The organism is Candidatus Omnitrophota bacterium (assembly GCA_028717245.1).
GTDB lineage: Bacteria > Omnitrophota > Gorgyraeia > Gygaellales > Profunditerraquicolaceae > JAGUYA01.
The window spans coordinates 212,738-234,887 of record JAQUOD010000001.1 but is presented as its reverse complement, the minus strand read 5'-3'; the positions used below and the strand labels follow the sequence as shown (position 1 = coordinate 234,887).

The following is a 22,150-nucleotide window of genomic DNA, read 5'->3' as shown; positions in this document are numbered from 1 at the left end:
ATGAACATAACGCTTATATACCCTCTTTTGTCAAAGAGCAGAAGCAGGGTCGATGAAAATAAGCAATACTGGCCGCCGTTGGGGCTTGCCTATATCGCGTCAGTACTGATAAAGAACGGGCACGCAGTCCAGATCCTGGATAGGGATTTAATCTTGCGTAAGAATAAATTCGATTTTTCTCTGTGCGACAGAGTTACGCTTGATCTTATAGAGAATTTCGGCACGCATATCGTAGGTTTTAGCGCCACCACCCCTAATGTCTCTGATGTGGACTCTTTTTCTAGAGAAATAAAAAGGAAAAACCCCGGAATTATTATTGTAATAGGCGGGCCGCATTGCGCCGGAGAGCCCGTTACTACGCTTCGGATGTGCCCTGGCATAGACATGCTAGTCAGGGGTGAGGGCGAAATGGCGATGCTTGATATTGCGAATTCTATACCTACGGATTCTATCGCAAACCTGACCTACAAAAAGCCAGACGGGTCTATAGAATCTACGTATGATAGGCCCTTGATAGAATCGCTGGACAGTTTGCCGTTTCCCGCTCGGGATTTGCTGGATATGAGATATTATACCCGCCCAAGCAGGTTTATAAGCAGGAACCTTTCCCTGCGGACAACCCATATATTTACGGCAAGGGGCTGTCCCTATAATTGCCATTATTGCGCAGGCCCCCTGATAGGCCAGCACAAGGTAAGATATCATTCTCCCCAGAGAGTCGTTGCAGAGATAGAGGAATTGATAGGGAAGTATTTTATCGAGGCGGTTTATTTTGCGGAAGATATGTTTCTAAGCAGTAAAAAACGGGTAGAGGAGATGGCGGCGCTTTTTATGGAGCGAGATATACATAAAAAAATCGTTTGGATGGCCCAGATAAGTACCGGCGTTGCAACTCCTGAACTTTTGGTTTTAATGAAAAACGCGGGTTGCGTACATGTAGAATATGGGTTTGAATCTGGCTCGCAGCGCGTGCTTGATTTAATGAATAAAAAGGCAAGTGTCGAGAGAAATAAAGAGGTTGCTATATTTACGAAAAAAAGCGGTCTGCGTTTCCAGGGGAATTTTATAGTCGGATACCCCGGTGAAACCGAAGAAGACTTCAATAAGACCCTATCTTTTATAAAACAAACCCGCCCCAATAATGTGTCGCTTAACCTTTTCATGCCCTTACCCGGGACGCAAATATATAAGAAGTTAAAAGATGAAGGGAGGCTGCTTTCCAACTGGGACGACATCGGTAATCCCGAAACACCCTGTTTTAATTACGCGTATATGTCTCCTTACCGTTTTGAGAAATTATATTTTAACGCCAAACTTAAGATAATCCTTCCGATAAATTTGAAACATTTCTTGAGAGATAATATCTGTCATCCGGTGAGATTGTTTTATATCTTAGCTACTCAATTTAAGAGCGTCTTGACAAGGGCGGTGAAAGCCATGATAAAACTGCAAAAAATAAAAAAAATGGGGAACGCATGAATACTTTATTTATAGCGTACCATGCTGCGTCTAACCCAATTATGGAGTCGCAGGGGTTTCCTTATATGAGAGGATTGTCGCGGGAGGGCATAAGATATTCGCTCTTAACTTTTGAGCCGAAAGAAAAATTAGCCGATTCGATAAAGCTTATATCAGAATTAGACATGCCGCTAAGGTGGAAGCACCTGGCTTACCATAATAAACCCAGGCACTTGGCTACATTTTACGATATAGCTTTCGGGATTTTAATTGTTGCGTTCATCATCAAGAAAGATAAAATAAAACTTCTGCATGCCAGGGGGTTCATTGCCGCGTTGATTGCCTTTTTGCCAGCTAAGATATTCCGTATAAAGATTTTATTTGATACCCGTGGCCTCTTGGCGGATAAATATGTGTGCGGAGGGTTACTCGATAAAAAAGGCCTTACTTACAAAGTAATGCGGTTATGCGAAGATATGTTAATCAGACGGTCCGATTCCTTTACGATAGAAACAAATAGGCATGCAAAAGCAATCATAGACTCACAGGATTTTGGTACGTTAAACGATACAAACGGCGTATTGTCTAAGATGAACGTAATTCCCTGCTGCGTAGATACGGATAAATTCGATTATAGGCTATATGCGCCGAGGGCAGAAAATAAATTTAACCTGGTTTTCCTAGGGAAGATAGAGACGTGGTATCTTATCGATAAGATGCTTGATTTTTTTGTCGTTGCCTCCAAAGAAATTATACCCTTAAAGTTTACATTTATCACAGAAAGCGAGCCCGCGCATATTTATGCGGCAATAAGAAAGAAAGCGATAGATGAATCTAATATAACGATCAGGAAGGTTAACCCAAAGGAAATCCCGGCCTTATTATCCGATGCAAAGGCAAGCGTATTTTTTATGAATACCTATAAACAATACAGTTTCTTACCGATTAAGTTTGGAGAGTCTCTTTCTTGCGGATTGCCGGTTATTATTAACGCGGGCATCGGAGATTGTGATGAGATTGTCTTGGAAGAAAAGGCAGGAGTAGTTATTAACGATTTTTCTTCTAGAGAGTACGAGAGGGCAACAAAAGAACTGACGGCTCTTTTTAGTGAAGAAGATAAGCTAAGACAAAGATGTAGGGACGTGGCAAAGAAATATCTTTCCCTTGAGATGGGAGTAGCAAGATACCGAGACATCTACAAAAAGTTAAGCTGTTAATTTTTTATTACTTAGCACGTTATTAAGAAAAGGAGAATATTAAGGTATGGTTAAAAAAATAATTTTTTTTATAACAGCATTATTATTAGTTATATTCAGTATAGAGATAGGAACAAGGCTTATTTATTTTATAAAAAGAGGCAAAACCTCTTATCTTATGTCTCAAAAGGAGGTTAGCCGTATAAGAAAGGACTTGCCATATGAAAAAAATAATAATAAGCAATTCGTACGAGGGAACTTTCTTATAAGAAATGGCTATTATACATTTAATCCGGAAATTAAAACTTTACGTGAAGGGTTGAACAATATCAAGTTAAATAGCCTCGGTTTTAGAGGAAGCGGCTTTGAAAGAAAGATACGTATATTGTGCCTCGGAGGTTCATCTACTTATGGCCATTCTACCCATGACTATAGTGTTAGAATACCATACCCAGAGATGATGGATAGTTTTCTGAATAAAGGCATCAAAAAGAGACAGCAGAAGTATACGGTTATAAATGGCGGTATGGAAGCTTTTAACATCCAGCATATCTATAATTTGTTGAGAGACCGCGAATTTATCAAGAAAATAAATCCAGATATGCTCGTAATTAATACCTTTTGGAACAGCATAGAACAATATGAGAATGGGCTCCTCGTGGAAACCATCGATAACAGGTTCATAAGGGGGTTTGTGAAGAGGTCTGTTTTTGCCTTTTTATCCTATAGGGTTCTTTTATTTTTAGAGTATAACGAACTAACAGGCCCCTTTCAATCGTTGTGTGTTTATTTAGATAAAATTTGTCAAATAGCCGAAAAAAGGGGAATAAGCATTATTCTTGTTAATGAACCCATGCTATTAGATGCCCAGACATGGACCGCGGCACCTAATAACCCGAATGTACATAATAAAGGAGCTATCATATTCAAGAGGTTTGAAAAAAAATATCCAGGAATGGTCTTCTTTGTTCCTATGCCGTTTTTTGATAGGATGGATTTTAAAAAGGATGAGGTTAAGAAATATTTTATTGATAGAGGGCATCTTACAATGGAAGGGTATGCCATAGAAGCGCGGATACTTTCCGATGCCATTAAGGATTTAACAAAAAGCCAATGGTAAGGAGACACAGCTTTGTTAATTTTATAATTTTTTCTTTAGGCGTTCCGATTTAATGTTGTATAATGTTACAGCAAAGTAGAAAGTATCCTTTAGCTCCTTAGTGCTGTTTTTTAAATAATCTAAACTAAAAATATTTTTTAACAAAACACTAGAAGCAGGCGGTATGAAGATACTGTTTATCCACAACATGTCGGAGAACTTAGGGATAGAGTATTTATCCAGTTTCTTAAAGGCGAAGGGGCATGAGGTCAGACTTTCTTTTGACCCCTGGCTTATGAAAGCCGATATTTTCGAAGCTATAAGCGCTATGAATAAAAAAGCAGACAGACTCATAAACCGTCTTCACCAGAAGAGTTCCGAGATAATAAAAAGAAAAATATTGGAAAATATTAAATCCTATCAGCCCGATGTCATAGGTTTTTCTCTTTATACGAACAATTTATTATGGGCAATTGATATGGCCAAAAACATAAAAAACATCTCTTCTGCGGATATAGTATGCGGAGGGCCGCACGCAACAACGGCAGTTGAAAGAGTACTTAGCAATGAGTGTTTTGACTACGCAATAGTGGGTGAGGGAGAATATGCCCTATCCGAATTCCTGGATTGTAAATCAAATGGCCTGTCTTTTGATAATATCAGCAATCTTGCTTTCAAAAAGAACGGGAATATTATTACAAATAGGGTCAGGGAGTATATCTACAATTTAGATGTCTTGCCGTTTCCTGATAAAAATCTTTTTTACGAAAAAGTCCCGCAATTAAAAGAATGTTATCTCGTGATGACGAGCAGGGGATGTCCTTTTAGGTGTTCTTATTGCATAAATGATGCTGTCCAATCTAGGTATGAAGGCGTAGTGAGGCATATCCGCCTGCGCTCCGTAGAAAATGTTATTTCAGAATTAAGAAACCTGAAAAACGATAAGAATATAAAAGCTGTTTTTTTTGAAGACGATGTCTTTACCCTTGATAAAAAGCGGCTCGAAGAATTAATGTATCGCTATAAAAGAGAAGTCAATATCCCCTTTTGGTGTTTTGTGCACCCCAGGACAATTACCCAACAAGTGGCGAGAGTATTAAAATACGGCGGATGCTGGATGGGAAATATGGGTATGCAGTCAGGTTCTGAGCGGATCAGAAGTGTTGTAATGGGACGAAATGAAACTAACCAGGACATATTGAATGCTTCTGGTTATCTCAAAGCAGAAGGTATAAAATTATCGCTGGATGTGATATTGGGAGCGCCTAAGGAAACCATTGAAGATTTAGAAAAGACTTCCGATATCCTTACGGCGATAAAGCCGGACAGGTTAAATACGTATTGGATTACGTATTACCCCAGAACAAGCATTATAAATATCGCGCTTAAGGATGGAAATATAGATAGTAAGTTCGTGGAAGGGATAGAAGAAGGTAAATTGCCTGTGCGCATGAGTGACGGCGGTTCGGTATTAACCAATAAGGATACTTACAAGTATTATGAATTACTTTATACCATGCTGGCCTTTTTTAAAACATCCCGTAAGGGGAAATTGTCTATCATAAAAAAAACTGCTAAAATGCTACCGTGTAAATCTTATTTTAAAAGGTTCTTTGAGTTATTAATCACATTAAGAAACCGCGATTTTAAATTCTTCTATCTTATCAGATATGTTTTATCAGCCAAGACGATACCATGAATATAATGTTTGTACAAAACGGGACGGAGCATTTAGGCATAGAGGCGCTTTCCAGCTGGTTAAAGAAAAATAATCATAAAGTTGACCTTGCATTTGACCCCGGGATCTTTAGCGGCTATGCCTTTTTAAATAATAAAAGGTTAGCCAGCTTTTTTGACCCCAGGATAAAAAAGAAGGTATTGCAGAAAATAATAAACGATAAACCCGATATAGTCGCTTTTTCAATTTTTACCGGAAATTATCAGTGGGCTGTTAGCATAGCAAAAGAGATAAAGAAACATTTCCAGACTTTAGTTGTATTCGGCGGGCCCCACGCTACAGCTTGTAAGGAGATAGTAATAAATAATGACTGCGTAGATATTGTTGTCGTCGGAGAAGGCGAGGACGCGTTATTAGAAATTGCAAACAGGTGGGATAAAAAGGATATCCCCGAAAACATACAAAATACCGTGATAAAAAAAGACGGGAAAACCATTATCAATCCTATAAGACCCTATATAAAAGATTTGGATAGTTACCCCTTTTTTGATAAACAGCTTTTTTATGATAAGGTCCCGCAGTGGGAAGAGGCATATTTGACAATGACTTCAAGGGGGTGCACTTATAATTGTGCTTATTGCACTAACAGCATGTTTCAGTCAGTATATAATTTCGAAAAGATGCATGTGAGGAGACGCAGCGTTGAAAACGTAATAGAAGAGTTAAAGGTATTTAAGAAAAGAGGTATTGCAAAAAAAATATTTTTTGGAGATGATGTTTTTATTTTTAATAAAGACGGCTGGTTTGAGAAATTTGCCGAACGCTATAAAAGAGAAATTAATATTCCCTACTGGTGCTGCGTGCACGCCCTTTCCGTAAAACCCGATATCGTAAGGCTGTTAAAAGAATCCGGTTGCCTGATGGTTACGATGGGGATTCAATCGGGTTCAGGCAGGATAAGGAATGATATCCTTGAAAGAAAAGAAAGCCTTGAAAAAATTATAGAGGTTTCCGAGTTAATAAAAAAATACGGGATACTTTTATCGGTGGATAATATTTTCGGCTCGCCTACCGAAACACCGCAGGATATGTTAGAATCCTTAAAATTATATTTAAGGATAAAACCCGATAGGATAAATTCTTTTTGGTTAACTTATTTCCCCAGGACTAAAATTATCGATTATGCCTTAAGTAGTAAAGAAATTACCGAAAGTGAAATTAGAAAAATAGAAAACGGAGAAGTAGGATTTATAAGCATGTCATACAGGGGTATGGTAAAAAAGAACGTGGATGATTATTTTTTATGCCAGATTCTCTTTAACCTTATTACCCTAAACCAGAAACTGGCAGAGCGTGCAATACCTCGCATGGCTTTATTAAAGAAGATGCCCGGTAAGGAATTCATTAATGCCGTTTTTATCCTGCTCAACGTAATAAAAATTAGAGATTTTAAATTTTTTAATCTCTTCAAGTATATTTTCTCTAAAAAAAAGGTCCCCTGATTTAATATGGAATTAACAAAACTGATTAATATTTTGGCCTGTCCTGATGACCGCGGGGTGCTGCATATAAAAAGCGATAATCTTATTGTTTGCAGGCTTTGCGGGCGAGAATTCAGTATTATAGAAGGGATCCCCATGCTTTTGCCGGAAAATATACCGGGGCATCAAAATAAATTTTCCCATCAGAAATGGAACCAATACAATGTCTTCGAAAACCTGTCTAAAGATACTTCTTATTACGATAATTATTATACTCGGGATATCCTTAAATATATTGCTAAGTTTTTAACGGGTAGAGGGGCTTTTTTAGAAATTGGGGTTGGCGCGGGTTTTATAGCTATGGAAGCGGCCAAGAGAGGATACGATACTTTCGGAATAGATATTTCATTTGATGCATTACTTTATGCTAAGAAGCGTTTTAGACAAAAAGGCCTTGAATTAACTGCTGTATGCGGGGATATTACCAGCATGCCTTTTAAGGATAATATCTTTGATTTTATATTCGGAAGCGGCGTGATAGAACATATTCTTGACACGCGAAAGGCTGTTAGAGAGCAGCAGCGCTGCTTGGTCTCTGGAGGCATAACTTATCAAACTGTACCAGCCTTTTCTTTCAGCACCATGACCTATGGACAATTATGGGGCGGAATCCCTAACGTCATTTTCTTAAAGAATATTTTTGAGATTATTCATATGCGCATTCTAAGAGGAAAACACATGTTATTTGGATATGAAAAATTATTTACCCTTAGGCAGTTGAACGGAATTATGGAATCAAACAAATTACAAGTCTTAGAAAGCGGGGTATTCCATCTTTACAGGCCGATAAATTTTTTAAGTAACCCCCGCTTAATAGAGTTTTGCAATAAATTATTGCAATACAGACCGTTCTGCCATATGATATATACCTGCGCAAAAAAACAATTTTGATTCAAAATGATTACAAAATTGCAAAAAATGTTTTTCTTAATCGTTAGTATTATTTATCTTTTATTGTCCCTTGTCATTGTAAATACCCCGCTTTCTGATAAGTTCTTTTTACCGAGTATCTACCGGAATATTTCAATCCCCATTTACTACTGGTTAACAGCGATAGCCTATTTATTAATCAGGGCCCGTATATTCAAAGAAGATAAAAGCATAAAGACGTTTCTTTACGATTGTTTCGCTATCGGCCTTCCCCTCCATCTTTATTTTTTGTTAGGAAATCTCTTGTCTCAATTGTCCGGCGGTTCGCTATTATCGGCTATCTATGTATGCTATATCTTAATGATTGCCTTCCTGTTTTCAATATTTTTAGCCCTATTAGGAGCAAGTAAATTTAACAACATTCCGCTTCTTTTGGCGCCTGTCAGCCTTTCTGTTTTATTTTTGTTTCAAGCGCATTATTTTGAATCCTGTTTGATTATTTCCGCTTTAGCAGTCGGTTTATTACTTACAAGGTGGATAACGATTTCTTTCCTTGCGAATATTCTTAAACGGTTTTATACAAATAAAAGGTTGCTTATATTAACTATATTCATCTTTGCCTTTATTATCAGGTACGCCTTTGCAGTCAACATAATCTTAAAGACCGGAGACGATTATTCTACCGGTCATAGCTTTACCCAGGCCAGCGATGACGGTCCGACTTACGACGATATAGGGAAGCGTTTGATGAAAGATTTTTCTAGCCTGTTTCGCGGAGAAATACCGTTATGGGGACACTGGGATTATGTCTATGGGATATTTTTAGGGGTTATCTATTCAATATTCGGTAGAAACTTCTATATAGCTACTTTATTCCAAGCCCTCTTAGGTTCCTTAATTCCTGTTCTTCTTTTTTTGATCGGCGAAATAGAATTTTCAAAAAGGGCCGGTTTAATCGCATCTTTAATAACTTCTATGAATGAGCCGCTTATCTTCTTGTCTACGGTATATGGCCACGAGGTCATTTCGCTTCCTACGCTTATTTTTTTGGTTTTCCTTATGGTTAAGATAAACAGGTGTGAGGAGCAACAAAAGAGACGGAAGATGATAATTATGGCGGGATTGTTTCTGGGTATTTTAGTTCTCGTTCGTTCGGTTTATGCGTATTTCTTTCTTTTTCTTGCCGTCTGGTTCTTATTTTTCAGAAAGGTAAAATTATTAAACCGAATTATAGAAATTTTAGTCATAAGCATCCTTGCCTGTCTGGTAGTAGTCGGAACATTTAAAATAACAGCCAATTCATTAAAGTTGTCGACGGTAAGGATTTCCGGCGTTTGGACCGCAGAAAGGACGTACCCGCCATTTACAAATATTTCAAATAGGCGGTTAATTGCTATGGGAGTGGATCCCTTTGTAGCCGGCATGGAAAAAAGCGTTGCTGTAATTATCCGCCATCCATTTGCGTTTTTACGGTTATTAATTGAATTATTGCCTTTAAGGGTAATCGCATATTTTGAAGTATATCAATTTGGTTATTTTGATCCAATTTATATGGTAAATAACGCTAAAATACCGGCGCGCTTTCCTTCAAATTTAGAATTTTATACAAGCCTTTTCTTTTTAACTGGTTTGATAATTTTAATAAGGAATCATAAAATATTCTCTAGCCCATTTTTTTTACCGCTTTTTTATAATGTTTTCGTGTATGGGATTGTATTTGCACAACAGGTCCCCAGGTTCAGGGAGAGTTCAATCCCGTTTATATATACAATCGGCGCAGTTGGCATATCTTATTTTTGGGGCCTTATAAATTCACGTAAAAAGGTAACCCTTATAGGTTAAAAAGTTATGTTAATATCCGTAGTTATCCCCTTTTACAACGAACAAGAGAATATTGATGAGCTTTATAGGCGGCTCATCAGTATATTTAATAAACATAATAATTATAATTTTGAGATTATTGCTGTAAACGATGGTAGCAAGGATGATACGTTAAACAGGCTTAAGAATTACAAGCTAAAAGATAAAAGAATAAAGATAGTAGACCTTTCTAGAAACTTCGGGCATCAGATTGCAATAAGCGCCGGCATAAGTTTCTCCAAGGGTAACGCGGTTGTTATACTGGATGCCGACCTGCAGGATCCTCCGGAGTTAATTCCCGAGTTTATTAATAAATGGAGAGAAGGTTTTGAGGTAGTCTACGGTATCAGGGAAAAACGTAAAGAGAATATTTTTAAAAAAGTATGCTATTATTTATTCTATAGGATACTCCAAAGCATTTCCCATGTTAATATCCCTCTGGATTCCGGAGATTGTTGCCTTATGGATAAAAAGGTAGTAGATATCTTAAGGAATATTCCAGAAAGGAACAGATTCATCCGCGGGATAAGAAGCTGGATTGGATATAGGCAGGTAGGTATCAGGTACGAAAGGGGTTGTCGCTACGCCGGCCAACCGAAATACACAATCTTAAAACTTATTAAGCTGGCTTTGGACGGAGCAATTTCTTTCTCTCACTTTCCGCTAAGAGTCAGTTCGCTCCTCGGTATCCTTATTTCTATTATTAGTTTTTTAATCGGTATAATTTTAATTATTAAAAGGCTTATATATGGTTCTTTAGTTTACGGCCTTACCTCCATTATTGTTTCCGTATTGTTTATCGGAGGTATACAGCTTATAGCAATAGGCATAATAGGGGAGTACATCGGAAGAATTTACGATGAGACCAAACAGAGGCCGATATTCATTGTAAAAGAAGTAATTGAATAGGGAGGTCTGGTAAGAAAGAAGCTGTTTTAAAATGCTTAATAAAAGTAAATATGTCTTGTTTTCTATAATACCGCTATTAGTTTTATTCCTTTCTCTTGAGGTAGCCCAACGGATAAGATATTCAGTAAGATATAATGACTATAAGTGGTTGTTATACGGATATCGTTTTCAAGTACAACCAGTTGATAAGGGTATAAAAATTGAAAAGTTATCTTCTAAACTAGCGATAGAAGAGGCGTTTTCTCTTTTAAGCATCCCACCCAACACAAAAACTGATAGGTATAAATTTATTTTTTGCATTGGCGGTTCCTCTACGGCCGGAGTGTTTAATGATAAATATCATAAATATCCATATCTTTTAAACCGATTAATCGGCCCCGATTACATAGTTATAAATCTAGGTTCTTCCTCCCGTATTTCAGATGATTATCCAGACATTATTAGAGAGCTATTACTGAGTAAAATATCGCTAGAATTAGGGATATTTTACTGCGGATACAATGATATGTTCATAAAGGATGTGAATAAAATTTATGCTACCTTTTGTAATCAATTACTGAACACCCATCATATTATGCTACGTTATAGTTTATTGATTTCCACTTTAACGGAAAAATATATTATATACAGTAAAAATCAGGCTAAGACTTATAAAAGCGATTTAAAAAGATATGAGAGGCTAGAAAAAGAATTTTATAAAAATATAGAAGAATGCGTGAATTTACTGAACGCGCACAAGATAAAAGTAGTATTGATACCGGAAATATTAATGGCAAAAAACTTCGGAACGATAACAACCAATTATGAAAATTATGCAGAGAAGTATATAAACATACCGAATATGCTCAAAGAAATTTCAGCAAAATATAATTGCGACTTTATTAATCTGCAGGATTCATTCAATAATACTGATTTCAAAAGATATTTTTTTGATACCGTTCATTTAACGGACGAAGGAAATAAAACCTTAAGTAAATTAATTTTTCAGAACTCCAGATATATTAAAGAATTAATCAATAATAAAGAATGAGAATTTTGTTCTGGGTGCCTTATCCAAAAGAAGGCGCAAGTAACAGGTATAGAGTTGAACAATACCTGCCGTATCTGAGAATGGAAGGAATAGAATATTCCCTCCATTCTTTTTGGAGTAAGTCAGCATACAAAATATTATATAAAAATAATAGATATTACTTTAAAAAGGCATTTTCTTTTATATGCGGCACAATCTCACGCATTATAGATTTTATAGCGATTATGCGATACGATATTGTCTTTATACACCGTGAAGCATACCCAATCGGAGCGGCGTTTTTTGAAACTATCCTATCGATTTTAAAAAAACCAATTATTTTTGATTTTGATGACGCTATATTTCTACCAGCGCCCAGCCGCCCCAATGATTTTATCGAAAGATTTAAAAGACCCGATAAGGTCGCCCATATCATAAAAATAAGCAGCCATGTTATAGCGGGTAATCAGTATCTTTCTGACTTTGCCTTACGTTACAACCGGTCTGTTTCCATTATTCCTACGCCAATTGATACGGATACCTATTACCCAGATACTACAAGATGCCATAACAAAGAGGTTGTAATCGGGTGGATAGGGAGTATCACCGCATTATTTCTCTTGGATGCTATGAAAGATATTTTTATCTGTCTATCGAAGAAATTTCCTCATGTTCGGTTTGTAATAGTGGGTGGCGGTTTTTCCGTCAATGGCCTCTCTAACGTTATGAGTAAACAATGGTCGTTAGAAGAAGAAAAAGAGGACCTAAAGACTTTTGATATAGGTATAATGCCAATGCCGGAGAATGAATGGACAAAAGGTAAGTGCGGCTTTAAGGCTATCCTTTATATGAGCATGGGAATACCGTGCGTCTGTTCGCCGGTAGGAGTAAGCAAAGAGATAATAAGAGATGGCGTGAATGGATTCTTAGCGGGTACCGATGATGAATGGATTAAGAAGCTTTCTCTCTTGATTGAAGATCCTGAGCTCCGGAGCAGGTTGGGGGCGGCGGGAAGAAAAACAGTTGAAGATAACTACTCATTAAGGGTTAATGCGCCTAAATACCTCGAAATATTAAAGAAGGTTTATGAAGATAGGTATAAGAAAAGAGGGTTATCTTAGAAAGGTTCAGTTGTGAAGCCGATACAAATTGATTACGAACGAGGCGGAAAACAGAAGGATATTTATGAAGAAGCGGAAGTCATGAAAGTCCCCTGTCCCTTATGCGGTAAGGATGAATATAAAGAAATCTATAAAGAAAGGGGAGTGCTTGGCGTGGTTGAATGCGCACGTTGTAAGTTGATATATGTAAACCCGCGATTGAAGAATCCTGAAGAAGTTTATTGGGGAGACGCTGAGAAATATTTTAAAGAAGCAAGGTTAATATTTGAGGGTAAAGCAACGCATCACAGGGATATAAATTATCTGGAAGATTTGAGGTTGATTCATCGGTATAAGCCCGCCGGTAATTTTTTAGACGTGGGAACCAACGTAGGATTCTTCTTGAATAATGCAAAAAAATGGAAAGGATGGAATCTATATGGCGTTGAGCCTTCGCCTTCGCTTTCCGAGTTGGCGAGGGAATATTTCGCATTAAATATAAAGACGGCATTTTTGGAAGATGCCGGATTTGAAAGAAATTTTTTTGATGTAGTTACTATGACGGATGTCTTTGAACATATAGCCAATCCTGCTAAAATTTTAAATGAGATACGAAGGATCTTAAAGCCCGATGGAGTTTTATTTATCAAGGTTCCTAATGGGTTATTTAATCTTTTTAAATTCAGGATGGCCAAACTGATAGGGAAATTGAGAAATTACGATATATTTGATTCATACGAACACGTAATTCATTATTCAAATAAAACTCTTAAGGAAATGCTGGATAAATATGGGTTCCAGGTAGTAAAGGTCAAGATAGGAAAGCCAATTCAGCTTCCCGTTTGGCATAAATATGTGGGGCACTATTATCAATACCCCAGTCCCTGGTTCCTGGATTATAAAAGGCAAACAGTGCGCAGCCTTTTGTATTTCTTATCTAAGATAGAATTTTATCTAGGTGGAAAAAATATAGGATATTTTGCCCCGAATATAATTGCTATTGCCAGGAAGAATGATTTATAAATGATGAGATAAATATATGTGCGGAATTTGCGGGATTTTAGATTACAGGGGTACTGCCATAAAAAAAGATTTGCTTTTGAGTATGTGCCGTGCAATGCCACATCGCGGTCCAGATGATGAGGGCATTTATATAGATATTCCGGTTTCCGGCCCTTGCGTAGGATTAGGGCACAGAAGATTAAAAATTATTGATTTATCCCAAGCGGGGCATCAACCGATGCCAAATGAAGATAAGACGGTTTGGATTGTCTTTAATGGAGAGGTTTATAATTTTAAAGAACTGAGGGCTGAATTGATAGAGAAGGGCCACGTATTTCAATCTAACACCGATACAGAATGCGTTATTCATCTATATGAGGAATACGGCGAGGATTGCGTAAGTTATCTGCGGGGCATGTTTGCTTTTGCTATCTGGGATAGGAAAAGCCAGATTCTTATATTGGCCAGAGATAGGGTCGGGAAAAAGCCCGTTCTTTATTATCACAAAGATAATAAATTCTGTTTTGCTTCAGAATTTTGTGCGCTTTTAGCAGGTGATGCTATCGACAGAGAGATAAATCCGGAAACGATCGATTACTACCTTACCTTAGGGTATATCCCTGCCCCATTGACAATTTATAAAGATATCTTTAAGCTCCCTGCGGCGCATATCCTTGTGCTTAAAAATAACGCACTTACGATAAAGAAATACTGGGAATTAAACTATAAAGATAAAATCAAAATATCAGAACAAGAAGCGGCGGAGGAAGTATTGCGATTGCTTAAAGAGGCGGTTAGTATTCGATTGTATAGCGATGTCCCTTTAGGCGCGTTTTTAAGCGGCGGAATCGATTCTAGCACTGTAGTTGCCTTAATGAGTCAGTTATCCGCCAATAAAATTAAGACTTTTTCTATCGGTTTCCAGGAGAGCAATTATGACGAACTGAAATATGCTAGAAATATCGCGGAAAGATTCGATACGGAACACCGCGAATTTATTGTAAAACCCGAAGCCTTGAGAATAATCCCATTATTAGTAGAGCGATATGGAGAGCCTTATGCTGATTCTTCCTGTATCCCCACATATTACGTCTCCCAGCAGACTAGGCAATACGTTACCGTCGCTCTTAATGGCGATGGGGGCGATGAATTGTTTGCGGGATACGAAAGGTATCAGGCAATGCTGGCGGCTGAAAGAATACCGAAGATGGCTAAAAAGATAATCAGCGGCTTTTCTGCGGCCTTGCCGGATTCCGTTAATTTTAAAAGCAAGGCAAGAAGGTTTAAAAGATTCCTTACCGGAGCCGTTTTGCCTGCTCAGTTAAGATATATTAAATGGATCGGCATATTTGATGATAGTTTGAAAAAAAACGTATACTCGGAAAATTTTATGGGATTGACGTCTCAGACGGATGTTTTAAGCTTTATCAAGCCATTTTTGGATACATCCTGTGGCATGTCCACGATAGATTCACTTCTTTTAACCGATACAGTAACTTACCTGCCTTATGATTTATTAGTCAAGGTTGATATAACGAGCATGGCAAATTCTTTAGAGGCACGTTCGCCATTTCTGGATCAGAGGCTTATGGAGTTTGTCGCCCGGTTACCGGCAGAGTATAAAATGAAAAATTTTGTTAAGAAATATATTTTAAAAAAGGCAGTTAAAGATTTAGTGCCCCGGGAAAATATCCATAGAAAAAAAATGGGTTTTGGCGTGCCTGTAGGAGAGTGGTTTAGAGAGGAACTGAAAGACTTTACTTATGAAACGCTTCTTTCTACTGCTGCTTCAAGAAGGGGATATTTTAAAACAATAGCGATTAAGAATATAATCGACCAGCATATTTCAAGACAAAAAGATTACACCTTTCATCTTTGGTCTCTCTTGATGCTTGAGTTATGGCATAGGAGGTTTATTGATAAATGAAAAGTAAATTAAATAAACTGTTGTTTTTTATTTTAATATTAATAAGCATATTTGTTTTTCTTAATATAAGCGTTACAACCAGGCAGGGGATTAATTATGAGCTGCATACAATTAAGATACCTTTATACCTTAAGGTTTTAGATTTCTTTGACCGATATTATAATTATAAGGAATTGACCAAAAGGATAGTTAAAGATGCAGGCAGTGAGGAAGAAAAAATAATGAGGATATTTGAATGGACGCACAATAATATAAGAAAAGCACCCCAAGAGCTACCTCTCGTAGACGACCACGCCTGGTATATTATAGTAAGAGGGTACGGCGCTAAAGATCAATCCCAAGATGTATTTACTACCCTTTGTAATATTGCCGGCATAGATGCGTTTTTCTCTACGGTAAGTAACGAAGATAAAACTGATGAAATTCCGCTCTCATTCGTCAAGATGCAAAAAAAATTGTATGTTATGGATGCGTATCACGGCGTTTATTTTAAAAATTCTAAAGGAAGGCTTGCAGATATAGAGTCACGAAATGATTGGGTGAAGGTTAGTTTAGATAATGAGCCAAATATAGATTATACCCCGTATCTCGATAATCTCTGCACTATAAAAGATTTTTATTTAAGCCGCCCGAGTATTCAGTCTCCGCTTAATCGATTGCTTTTTGAAATTAAAAGACGGACTCGCTAATCTAAGTTAATCTTATTCTTTTCCTTAGTTGTTTAACGAAGGTTAAATAAGTAATTTTTCTATAGATGCCGTGCAATAAAGTATTTGAAATCAATTTTGAAACCAGCACTTTAAGCAATATCTTATGCATTGGTTTACGGCCTTTATAAACATTATATTCAAACCAGACGTAACTATTCTGTATTTGTTTTTTGGAAAATCCCGGGAGGCTTAAGGTAGCCTTGCATCTTTCTAGGCTCGTATCTGAAACATTCGGTAATAATTTAAGATGCTCACATAAGCTGTATAATTCGGTTCCCGGATAAGGGAAAAAAACATGAGGTATCGTTATGTCGGGCAGGCATTGCCGATTAATTTTTATAGTTTCTTTAAAATCGTTTAAAGTTTCTCCCGGGATGCCTATAAGATTATAGAAAAATACCTTTAAATCATACTTTCTCGCCAGGGAAACCGTATTTATGATATCTTGATTTGAGTAGTTTCTTTTTAATATTTCTCGACGGATTCTCTCGCTCCCGGATTCCAGCCCAATTTTTACCATACTAAAGTTACTCTTTTTAAAAGCAGCAAATAAGCTATTGAGATCTATGTTAGGCGTAATTCTTAAGTTTGTGGAATAGGTTAAAGGCTGTTTGAGGCTGGCGTTAAGGCGTTCGAGCTCCAAACAGAGTTCCAGGGCCCATTCCTTATTTGTTCCGATAGTTTCAACTTCAAGATAGATCTTTGTTTTTGCGGGGGACTGACTAGCGATATCTTTTATCTCCTTTGCTATATTACCAGGAGACCGGAACCTGACATAGGAACCTTCAGCTAAATTTCTTAAGCTGGCATTACAGCAATAGCTGCAATTGAATGGGCAGCCGCGGCCCAAGAGGACCGCGGTGGTAGAATTAGGTGCTTCCTCAATTAACTCTTGCCACATTTCTCTGTCTGGAAAAGGTAGGCTATCCAGGTTTTGCAAGAATAGCCGGGGAGGATTCTGTTCAATTGTTAAGCCGTGTTTAATCCAGAAGTTCGCAATACCGCAAGGTTGTTTACCTTTTTCCAATTGCGAAACCAGCTCGAGCGTAGGATATTCACCTTCACCTACGCATAAAGCATCAAAATTCCCCTTTATAGCTTCATGAGGGTTTAAAGAAACATGAGGGCCTCCGGCCAATAAAAATATTTCAGGGTACCGGTTTTTGATATATTTCGCCATAAATTTAATTAAACCAAACTCAGTATAGACAGCGGTAAAACAGATTAATTGCGGACGGTACTTTTTAACACATTCGTCTATTATTTTAATATTCCGTTTACCCAACATCCTACTTAAAACAATCAATTTTGTCACGTGGCCGTTTTTCTTTAAAATTGAAGATATATAGGATATGCCAAACTGCATTTGTTCCGGAGTCCTAAGCGGCTTGGAAGGAGAGAGTATGTCATCTATAGAATGTATGAAAAGGACATTCATCTTTTTAATAAGCTATCATTCCCAAAAGATCTAGGATTAAGTAAAAATATTCGTTTAGGAACAAATCGCCTTATTTTTAAATAGGTTACAACTTATTATAGCATAAAATTAAGCTTAAAAAACAAATTTTTCCCCGTTAACCCTCGGAATTTATACTTGACAAAATGACCTATGCGTGTTATCATCATTTAGAATGTTCTAAACGATAATAAAATAGGAGGGATGCGATGAATAAGGATCTGATAAAAGCACAGGATATTTTCTTGGATAGGATAAACCATATCTGTAATAAACTCGGGTTAAACAGTATTATGGCGCAGCTTTACGCGATACTTTACTTAAGTAATAAGGCCCTGTCCCTTGATGATATGGTTGAGCGACTTAAGATTAGCAAAGGGAGCGCAAGCGTTAATATACGAACCCTAGAGGGTTATGGCGCAGTGAGAAGGGTCTGGATAAGGGGATCCAGAAAAGATTACTATGAGGCAGATACTGATATTGTGAGAGTGATAATAGACAGGGTCAACTTAATAGGTAAAATACGGTTATCGGAAGTTGACGCAATGACAAAATCTTGTTACCAAATCCTCAATTCAATTAACCCTTCAGATAAAGATGAGAGTGTTTCTATAAGAGTATTCAAACAAAGATTGGATAAGATAGAGACGCTAAGAAAGCAAGCCCACTCTTTATTTAATCTAATTAATTCTGGCTTTTTGCGTAATCTATTGAATAAGAAGCCAACCGAGAGTGAAAAAGAATCTCCTTATGTTTCTTCTATTACTTAGATGCTAATATAATGAACGCATTGGAGTAAGTTATGAGATTTGCCATAGGTTTTGAGAAAGAGGATACTGTTAGGCTGCATAAGATGTGGGATGAGGTTATTCAAACCCAACAGTGGTCTGAGGGTAAATTTACTCAAATATTTGAAGAGAAATGGAGTAAATATAATGGCGTGGATTCGGTCGCATTTTCGAGTTGGGGAGGGGCTGCATTGGCAGTATTAGAGTTTTTTAAAGTAGAAGGAAAGATAGTACTTTGCCCTTCAAATACCTTCATGGCTACGCCTTTAAGCGTAATAAAGGCAGGCGGGAATGCGGAATTTGTGGATTGCAACAAAGAGGACCTATGCATGAGTGTATCTGATCTAAAGAGCAAAATAGACAAATATAATCCGATTGCTGTATTTGTAGTCCATATAGGAGGCCATATATCCTTTCAAATAAACGAAATAGCGGAATTATGTAAGAAGAAAGGTGTCGTACTGATTGAGGATTGTGCGCACGCCCACGGAGCTTCTTTTAATGGTAGGAAGGCCGGCACATGGGGGGATGCCGGAATATATTCTTTCTACTCTACTAAGACTATTTCTACAGGTGAGGGAGGCATGTTGGTGAGTAAGAATAAAAATTTAATAGAATACGCTAAAAAATATAGGAATTACGGTAAATTTGACTATAAAGTGGAAGGTTTAAATTTTAGAATGAGTGAATTTACCGCTGCTATCGGATGTGTGCAGGCGGATAGGTTAGATGAGATAGCGGGATGGAAAAATGAATACGCAAGAAAGAACCTAGATACAAGGTTTAAAAATAGAGTTAAATTTCCAGAAGGAATGGTATCTGGATTTTATAAATACATTATATTTGAGCCTATCGAGAAGTCAACGGGAAAAGTATACGACCAGCCTTGCCACCATATCATGGAGAAAGATTATGAACTGCCAAATACTGATTGGGTAGCAAAGAATCACTGGTGCGTTCCGTTATATTATAAAGGCGAATAGAGTTATAGAAAAAAGGAGTAAATAATGCGCTGTCTAGTGACTGGTGGGGTTGGTTTTATAGGTTCGCATGTAGTAGACAAATTAGTAAACAATGGCATAAAAGTCAGGGTGTACGATTTATGTCAACCATTCGATCGAGAAAACGTAGAGTATTTTCATGCTAGCTTACTTGACATGGATAAACTTAGGATGGCCATGAAAGGCATTGATGCTGTTTTTCATCTCGCCGCAGTTGCTAACGTAAAAGATGTTTTTGAAGAACCTCATTATTCGGAGAATATTAATGTGCGGGGCACCATTAATGTTTTGGAAGCAGCAAGGAAAGCCGGAGTAAAGAGGGTTATCTATGGCAGCACTATTTGGGTTTATAGCGATACAGAAAGCCCTTTAGGGGTATTAGATGAAGACGCGCCGTTGGCTGCCCCAGTGCATCTTTATACTGCTACAAAATTAGCCGGCGAGTATTACTGTAAAGCGTATAGTAAACTGTACGGTTTAGATTATACTATTCTACGCTACGGTATACCGTATGGGCCGAGGGCAAGAGAAGGAGCAGTAATACCGGTCTTTGTTAAAAAGGCTATCGACGGCGAACCGATTACCATAGCAGGAGACGGCATGCAATTTAGAAAATTTGTTTATGTCGAAGACTTAGCAGAAGGTAACATCCTAGCCCTAAAAGATATAGCTAAAAACAAAATTTATAATTTGGAAGGCAAAGAGAAAGTTGCGATACGCCATATTGCAGAATTGATTCAGGAAATATTAGGCAGGGTTGAGATAAAATATATAGAGGGTAGGCCTGGAGACTTTTCTGGAAATGAAATCTCTGCCGAGAGAGCTAAGCTGGAATTAGGATGGGAAGCAAAAACTTCTTTTAGGGATGGTATAAAGAAATATATAGAATGGTACCAGGCAAACAGACAATCAGAAACAGTCGGTATTTAAGATTAGATAAAAGCTTATAGAATGGCCTTTAAAAGAATGTTGGTATGGGCATTATGACAGAAAATACTGTGATTTCGGTTATAATTTGCGTGTATAACTCAGAAAAATTCTTACAACACTCTTTAGATAGCGCATTTAACCAAACCCTTAGGAATAATTTTTATGAAGTCATCCTAATTGACGATTGTTCAAGAGACGATTCGGCTGAAATTGTAAAGAGGAACTTGGGCCGCCAAAATTATCGTTTCTTTTCTAATCCAGAAAATAAAGGTTTGTATTTTTCCTGTAACAAAGGCATTAATTTTGCTAAGGGAGAATATATATTAAGATTGGATGCCGATGATTGTTTGGAAAAAGATGCTCTTGAGGAATTTTATGGGGCGGTTAGCCGCAATGATACCGATTTCGTATATTCCGATAGACTAGAAATATATGAAGAAAACAGCAGCATAAAACATATAGATATACCAAGTTTTGATATTTTTAAATTAACCGCTTGCGGCGTATTAATGAAAAAAGATACAGTATTGAAAATCGGCGGTTACAGGAATTTTCTATGGGAAGAATACGACCTTTACATCAGATATTTAAAAGAAAGCAGTAAAGTTCCATATTATATCCGTCGGCCTTTGTATAATTATTTTCGCCACAAAAAAAGCATGACTTATAAAAAGGCGTGGAATATAACAGCATGGCGCCAGCTAATCAGAGAATGGGGTATCGAGGAACTGAAGAGATACGGAGAGCTGCCTAAGGAATATATCGAGGCGCCGGAGTTACAATATGAGTAGCGGTGGAAAGGTTATTGTAATCGCTGAAATAGGGGAAAACCATTTGGGCGATATAGGATTGGCCAAAAGGATGATTAAAGAAGCGGCTTCCGCCGGAGCGGATTATGTAAAATTCCAGTCCTATAAGCCGGAAAACTTCAGTAAAGACGACCCGGAATACGGCTGGTTTAAAAGGGTGCATATTTCAGATGAAGCGCATTTTTCGCTGAAGGAATACGCCCAGATGTGCAGAGTTAAATTCTTAAGTTCCCCCTTTAGCCTGGAAAGAGCCAGGTTTCTTTGCGAGGGGTTAGGGCTTAAGGAGATAAAGATTGCTTCAGGAATGATGCTTAATCTTTCTTTGCTTGATTACGTAAATGAGCATGCCGATACCGTATTTTTATCCACGGGTATGGCGAATATTACGGAAATAAAGAAATCTCTTTCTCATTTAAATAAAGTAAGGAAATGCTATATTTTGCATTGCGTAACTCAATATCCCTGCAAAGATATGGAGGCAAATGTATCCGCGGTAAGGACGCTGCAAAAGGAATTTCCAGAATATGAAATAGGTTATTCTGACCATACAATCGGTGAACTCGCATGTCTTATTGCCGTGGCATTAGGCGCAAGAGTAATTGAGAAACATTTTACTTTCGATAAGGCATGTAAAGATGGCACTGACCATATACTTTCAGTTACCCCAAGTGAGTTAAAAAGTTTAATTAGTAACATTACGATAACACAACAGTTATTAGGTGACGAAAATAAAGTTCCCAGGAGAAGCGAAGAAGAGATAAAAGAATTTGTGAGAAACAGATTTATATAAGAATTGAATATGGTAAG

At 37.4% G+C, this 22,150-nt stretch carries 19 protein-coding genes; 18 read left to right on the top strand and 1 reads right to left on the bottom strand.

The window, feature by feature from the left end:
* The 13 genes from PHV44_01265 to PHV44_01205 all read left to right on the top strand — a co-directional run bounded on the left by PHV44_01265 (position 1) and on the right by PHV44_01205 (position 16,338).
* On the top strand, positions 1–1,479 hold the full coding sequence (locus PHV44_01265; protein MDD5591912.1) for a radical SAM protein: 1,479 nt from the start codon (positions 1–3) through the stop codon (positions 1,477–1,479).
* A gap of 65 nt (positions 1,480–1,544) precedes the next feature.
* Entirely contained in the window at positions 1,545–2,675 is a 1,131-nt protein-coding gene (locus PHV44_01260) for a glycosyltransferase (GenBank protein ID MDD5591911.1), read from the top strand.
* A 46-nt stretch (positions 2,676–2,721) separates the two neighbouring features.
* Positions 2,722–3,774, top strand: coding sequence for a hypothetical protein (locus PHV44_01255; protein MDD5591910.1), 1,053 nt, complete (start codon positions 2,722–2,724; stop codon positions 3,772–3,774).
* Positions 3,775–3,937: 163 nt separating this feature from the next.
* Positions 3,938–5,452: a cobalamin-dependent protein gene (locus PHV44_01250; GenBank protein MDD5591909.1), complete on the top strand. Its 1,515-nt coding sequence runs from the start codon at positions 3,938–3,940 to the stop codon at positions 5,450–5,452.
* Positions 5,449–6,933: a radical SAM protein gene (locus PHV44_01245; GenBank protein ID MDD5591908.1), complete on the top strand. Its 1,485-nt coding sequence runs from the start codon at positions 5,449–5,451 to the stop codon at positions 6,931–6,933. Before PHV44_01250 ends, PHV44_01245 begins: the two co-directional genes overlap by 4 nt.
* A gap of 6 nt (positions 6,934–6,939) precedes the next feature.
* On the top strand, positions 6,940–7,863 hold the full coding sequence (locus tag PHV44_01240) for a methyltransferase domain-containing protein (GenBank protein MDD5591907.1): 924 nt from the start codon (positions 6,940–6,942) through the stop codon (positions 7,861–7,863).
* A gap of 27 nt (positions 7,864–7,890) precedes the next feature.
* A complete protein-coding gene (locus PHV44_01235) occupies positions 7,891–9,684 on the top strand; it encodes a glycosyltransferase family 39 protein (protein ID MDD5591906.1) in 1,794 nt (597 codons plus the stop codon).
* Positions 9,685–9,690: 6 nt separating this feature from the next.
* Complete coding sequence (locus PHV44_01230; protein MDD5591905.1) at positions 9,691–10,611, top strand: glycosyltransferase family 2 protein; 921 nt, start codon at positions 9,691–9,693, stop codon at positions 10,609–10,611.
* 31 nt (positions 10,612–10,642) lie between these two features.
* A complete protein-coding gene (locus PHV44_01225; GenBank protein ID MDD5591904.1) occupies positions 10,643–11,641 on the top strand; it encodes an SGNH/GDSL hydrolase family protein in 999 nt (332 codons plus the stop codon).
* Entirely contained in the window at positions 11,638–12,741 is a 1,104-nt protein-coding gene (locus PHV44_01220; GenBank protein MDD5591903.1) for a glycosyltransferase family 4 protein, read from the top strand. The genes PHV44_01225 and PHV44_01220 overlap by 4 nt, the downstream gene beginning before the upstream one ends.
* A 12-nt stretch (positions 12,742–12,753) precedes the next feature.
* Entirely contained in the window at positions 12,754–13,743 is a 990-nt protein-coding gene (locus PHV44_01215) for a class I SAM-dependent methyltransferase (GenBank protein MDD5591902.1), read from the top strand.
* A gap of 16 nt (positions 13,744–13,759) precedes the next feature.
* Complete coding sequence (gene asnB / locus PHV44_01210) at positions 13,760–15,649, top strand: asparagine synthase (glutamine-hydrolyzing) (GenBank protein MDD5591901.1); 1,890 nt, start codon at positions 13,760–13,762, stop codon at positions 15,647–15,649.
* Entirely contained in the window at positions 15,646–16,338 is a 693-nt protein-coding gene (locus tag PHV44_01205; protein MDD5591900.1) for a transglutaminase-like domain-containing protein, read from the top strand. The genes asnB and PHV44_01205 overlap by 4 nt, the downstream gene beginning before the upstream one ends.
* A 1-nt stretch (position 16,339) precedes the next feature.
* Here PHV44_01205 and PHV44_01200 read toward each other — a convergent pair whose 3' ends face one another.
* Positions 16,340–17,797 (bottom strand): radical SAM protein, encoded by a 1,458-nt coding sequence (locus tag PHV44_01200; GenBank protein ID MDD5591899.1) that lies wholly within the window; start codon positions 17,795–17,797, stop codon positions 16,340–16,342.
* A 227-nt stretch (positions 17,798–18,024) separates the two neighbouring features.
* Between PHV44_01200 and PHV44_01195 the strand changes: the two genes are divergently transcribed.
* The 5 genes from PHV44_01195 to PHV44_01175 are packed head-to-tail and all read left to right on the top strand — an operon-like array spanning position 18,025 to position 22,133.
* Positions 18,025–18,585, top strand: a complete 561-nt coding sequence (locus tag PHV44_01195) for a hypothetical protein (GenBank protein MDD5591898.1) — start codon at positions 18,025–18,027, stop codon at positions 18,583–18,585.
* A 32-nt stretch (positions 18,586–18,617) separates the two neighbouring features.
* Positions 18,618–19,586, top strand: a complete 969-nt coding sequence (locus PHV44_01190; GenBank protein MDD5591897.1) for a DegT/DnrJ/EryC1/StrS family aminotransferase — start codon at positions 18,618–18,620, stop codon at positions 19,584–19,586.
* Between the two features lie 24 nt (positions 19,587–19,610).
* Positions 19,611–20,534, top strand: a complete 924-nt coding sequence (locus tag PHV44_01185) for an NAD-dependent epimerase/dehydratase family protein (GenBank protein MDD5591896.1) — start codon at positions 19,611–19,613, stop codon at positions 20,532–20,534.
* A gap of 53 nt (positions 20,535–20,587) precedes the next feature.
* Positions 20,588–21,325, top strand: coding sequence for a glycosyltransferase family 2 protein (locus tag PHV44_01180; GenBank protein MDD5591895.1), 738 nt, complete (start codon positions 20,588–20,590; stop codon positions 21,323–21,325).
* The gene (locus PHV44_01175; protein ID MDD5591894.1) at positions 21,318–22,133 is read left to right on the top strand and encodes an N-acetylneuraminate synthase family protein; all 816 of its coding nucleotides are present in this window, start codon (positions 21,318–21,320) and stop codon (positions 22,131–22,133) included. The genes PHV44_01180 and PHV44_01175 overlap by 8 nt, the downstream gene beginning before the upstream one ends.
* Positions 22,134–22,150 lie beyond the last annotated feature (17 nt).

What these genes read in the sequence shown, in the direction of transcription:
- PHV44_01265 (MDD5591912.1), top strand. Translation starts at nt 1, where the DNA reads ATGAACATAACGCTTATATACCCTCTTTTGTCAAAGAGCAGAAGCAGG.
- PHV44_01260 (MDD5591911.1), top strand. Translation starts at nt 1,545, where the DNA reads ATGAGAGGATTGTCGCGGGAGGGCATAAGATATTCGCTCTTAACTTTT.
- PHV44_01255 (MDD5591910.1), top strand. Translation starts at nt 2,722, where the DNA reads ATGGTTAAAAAAATAATTTTTTTTATAACAGCATTATTATTAGTTATA.
- PHV44_01250 (MDD5591909.1), top strand. Translation starts at nt 3,938, where the DNA reads ATGAAGATACTGTTTATCCACAACATGTCGGAGAACTTAGGGATAGAG.
- PHV44_01245 (MDD5591908.1), top strand. Translation starts at nt 5,449, where the DNA reads ATGAATATAATGTTTGTACAAAACGGGACGGAGCATTTAGGCATAGAG.
- PHV44_01240 (MDD5591907.1), top strand. Translation starts at nt 6,940, where the DNA reads ATGGAATTAACAAAACTGATTAATATTTTGGCCTGTCCTGATGACCGC.
- PHV44_01235 (MDD5591906.1), top strand. Translation starts at nt 7,891, where the DNA reads ATGTTTTTCTTAATCGTTAGTATTATTTATCTTTTATTGTCCCTTGTC.
- PHV44_01230 (MDD5591905.1), top strand. Translation starts at nt 9,691, where the DNA reads ATGTTAATATCCGTAGTTATCCCCTTTTACAACGAACAAGAGAATATT.
- PHV44_01225 (MDD5591904.1), top strand. Translation starts at nt 10,643, where the DNA reads ATGCTTAATAAAAGTAAATATGTCTTGTTTTCTATAATACCGCTATTA.
- PHV44_01220 (MDD5591903.1), top strand. Translation starts at nt 11,638, where the DNA reads ATGAGAATTTTGTTCTGGGTGCCTTATCCAAAAGAAGGCGCAAGTAAC.
- asnB (MDD5591901.1), top strand. Translation starts at nt 13,760, where the DNA reads ATGTGCGGAATTTGCGGGATTTTAGATTACAGGGGTACTGCCATAAAA.
- PHV44_01205 (MDD5591900.1), top strand. Translation starts at nt 15,646, where the DNA reads ATGAAAAGTAAATTAAATAAACTGTTGTTTTTTATTTTAATATTAATA.
- PHV44_01200 (MDD5591899.1), bottom strand. Translation starts at nt 17,797, where the DNA reads ATGAATGTCCTTTTCATACATTCTATAGATGACATACTCTCTCCTTCC.
- PHV44_01195 (MDD5591898.1), top strand. Translation starts at nt 18,025, where the DNA reads ATGAATAAGGATCTGATAAAAGCACAGGATATTTTCTTGGATAGGATA.
- PHV44_01190 (MDD5591897.1), top strand. Translation starts at nt 18,618, where the DNA reads ATGAGATTTGCCATAGGTTTTGAGAAAGAGGATACTGTTAGGCTGCAT.
- PHV44_01185 (MDD5591896.1), top strand. Translation starts at nt 19,611, where the DNA reads ATGCGCTGTCTAGTGACTGGTGGGGTTGGTTTTATAGGTTCGCATGTA.
- PHV44_01180 (MDD5591895.1), top strand. Translation starts at nt 20,588, where the DNA reads ATGACAGAAAATACTGTGATTTCGGTTATAATTTGCGTGTATAACTCA.
- PHV44_01175 (MDD5591894.1), top strand. Translation starts at nt 21,318, where the DNA reads ATGAGTAGCGGTGGAAAGGTTATTGTAATCGCTGAAATAGGGGAAAAC.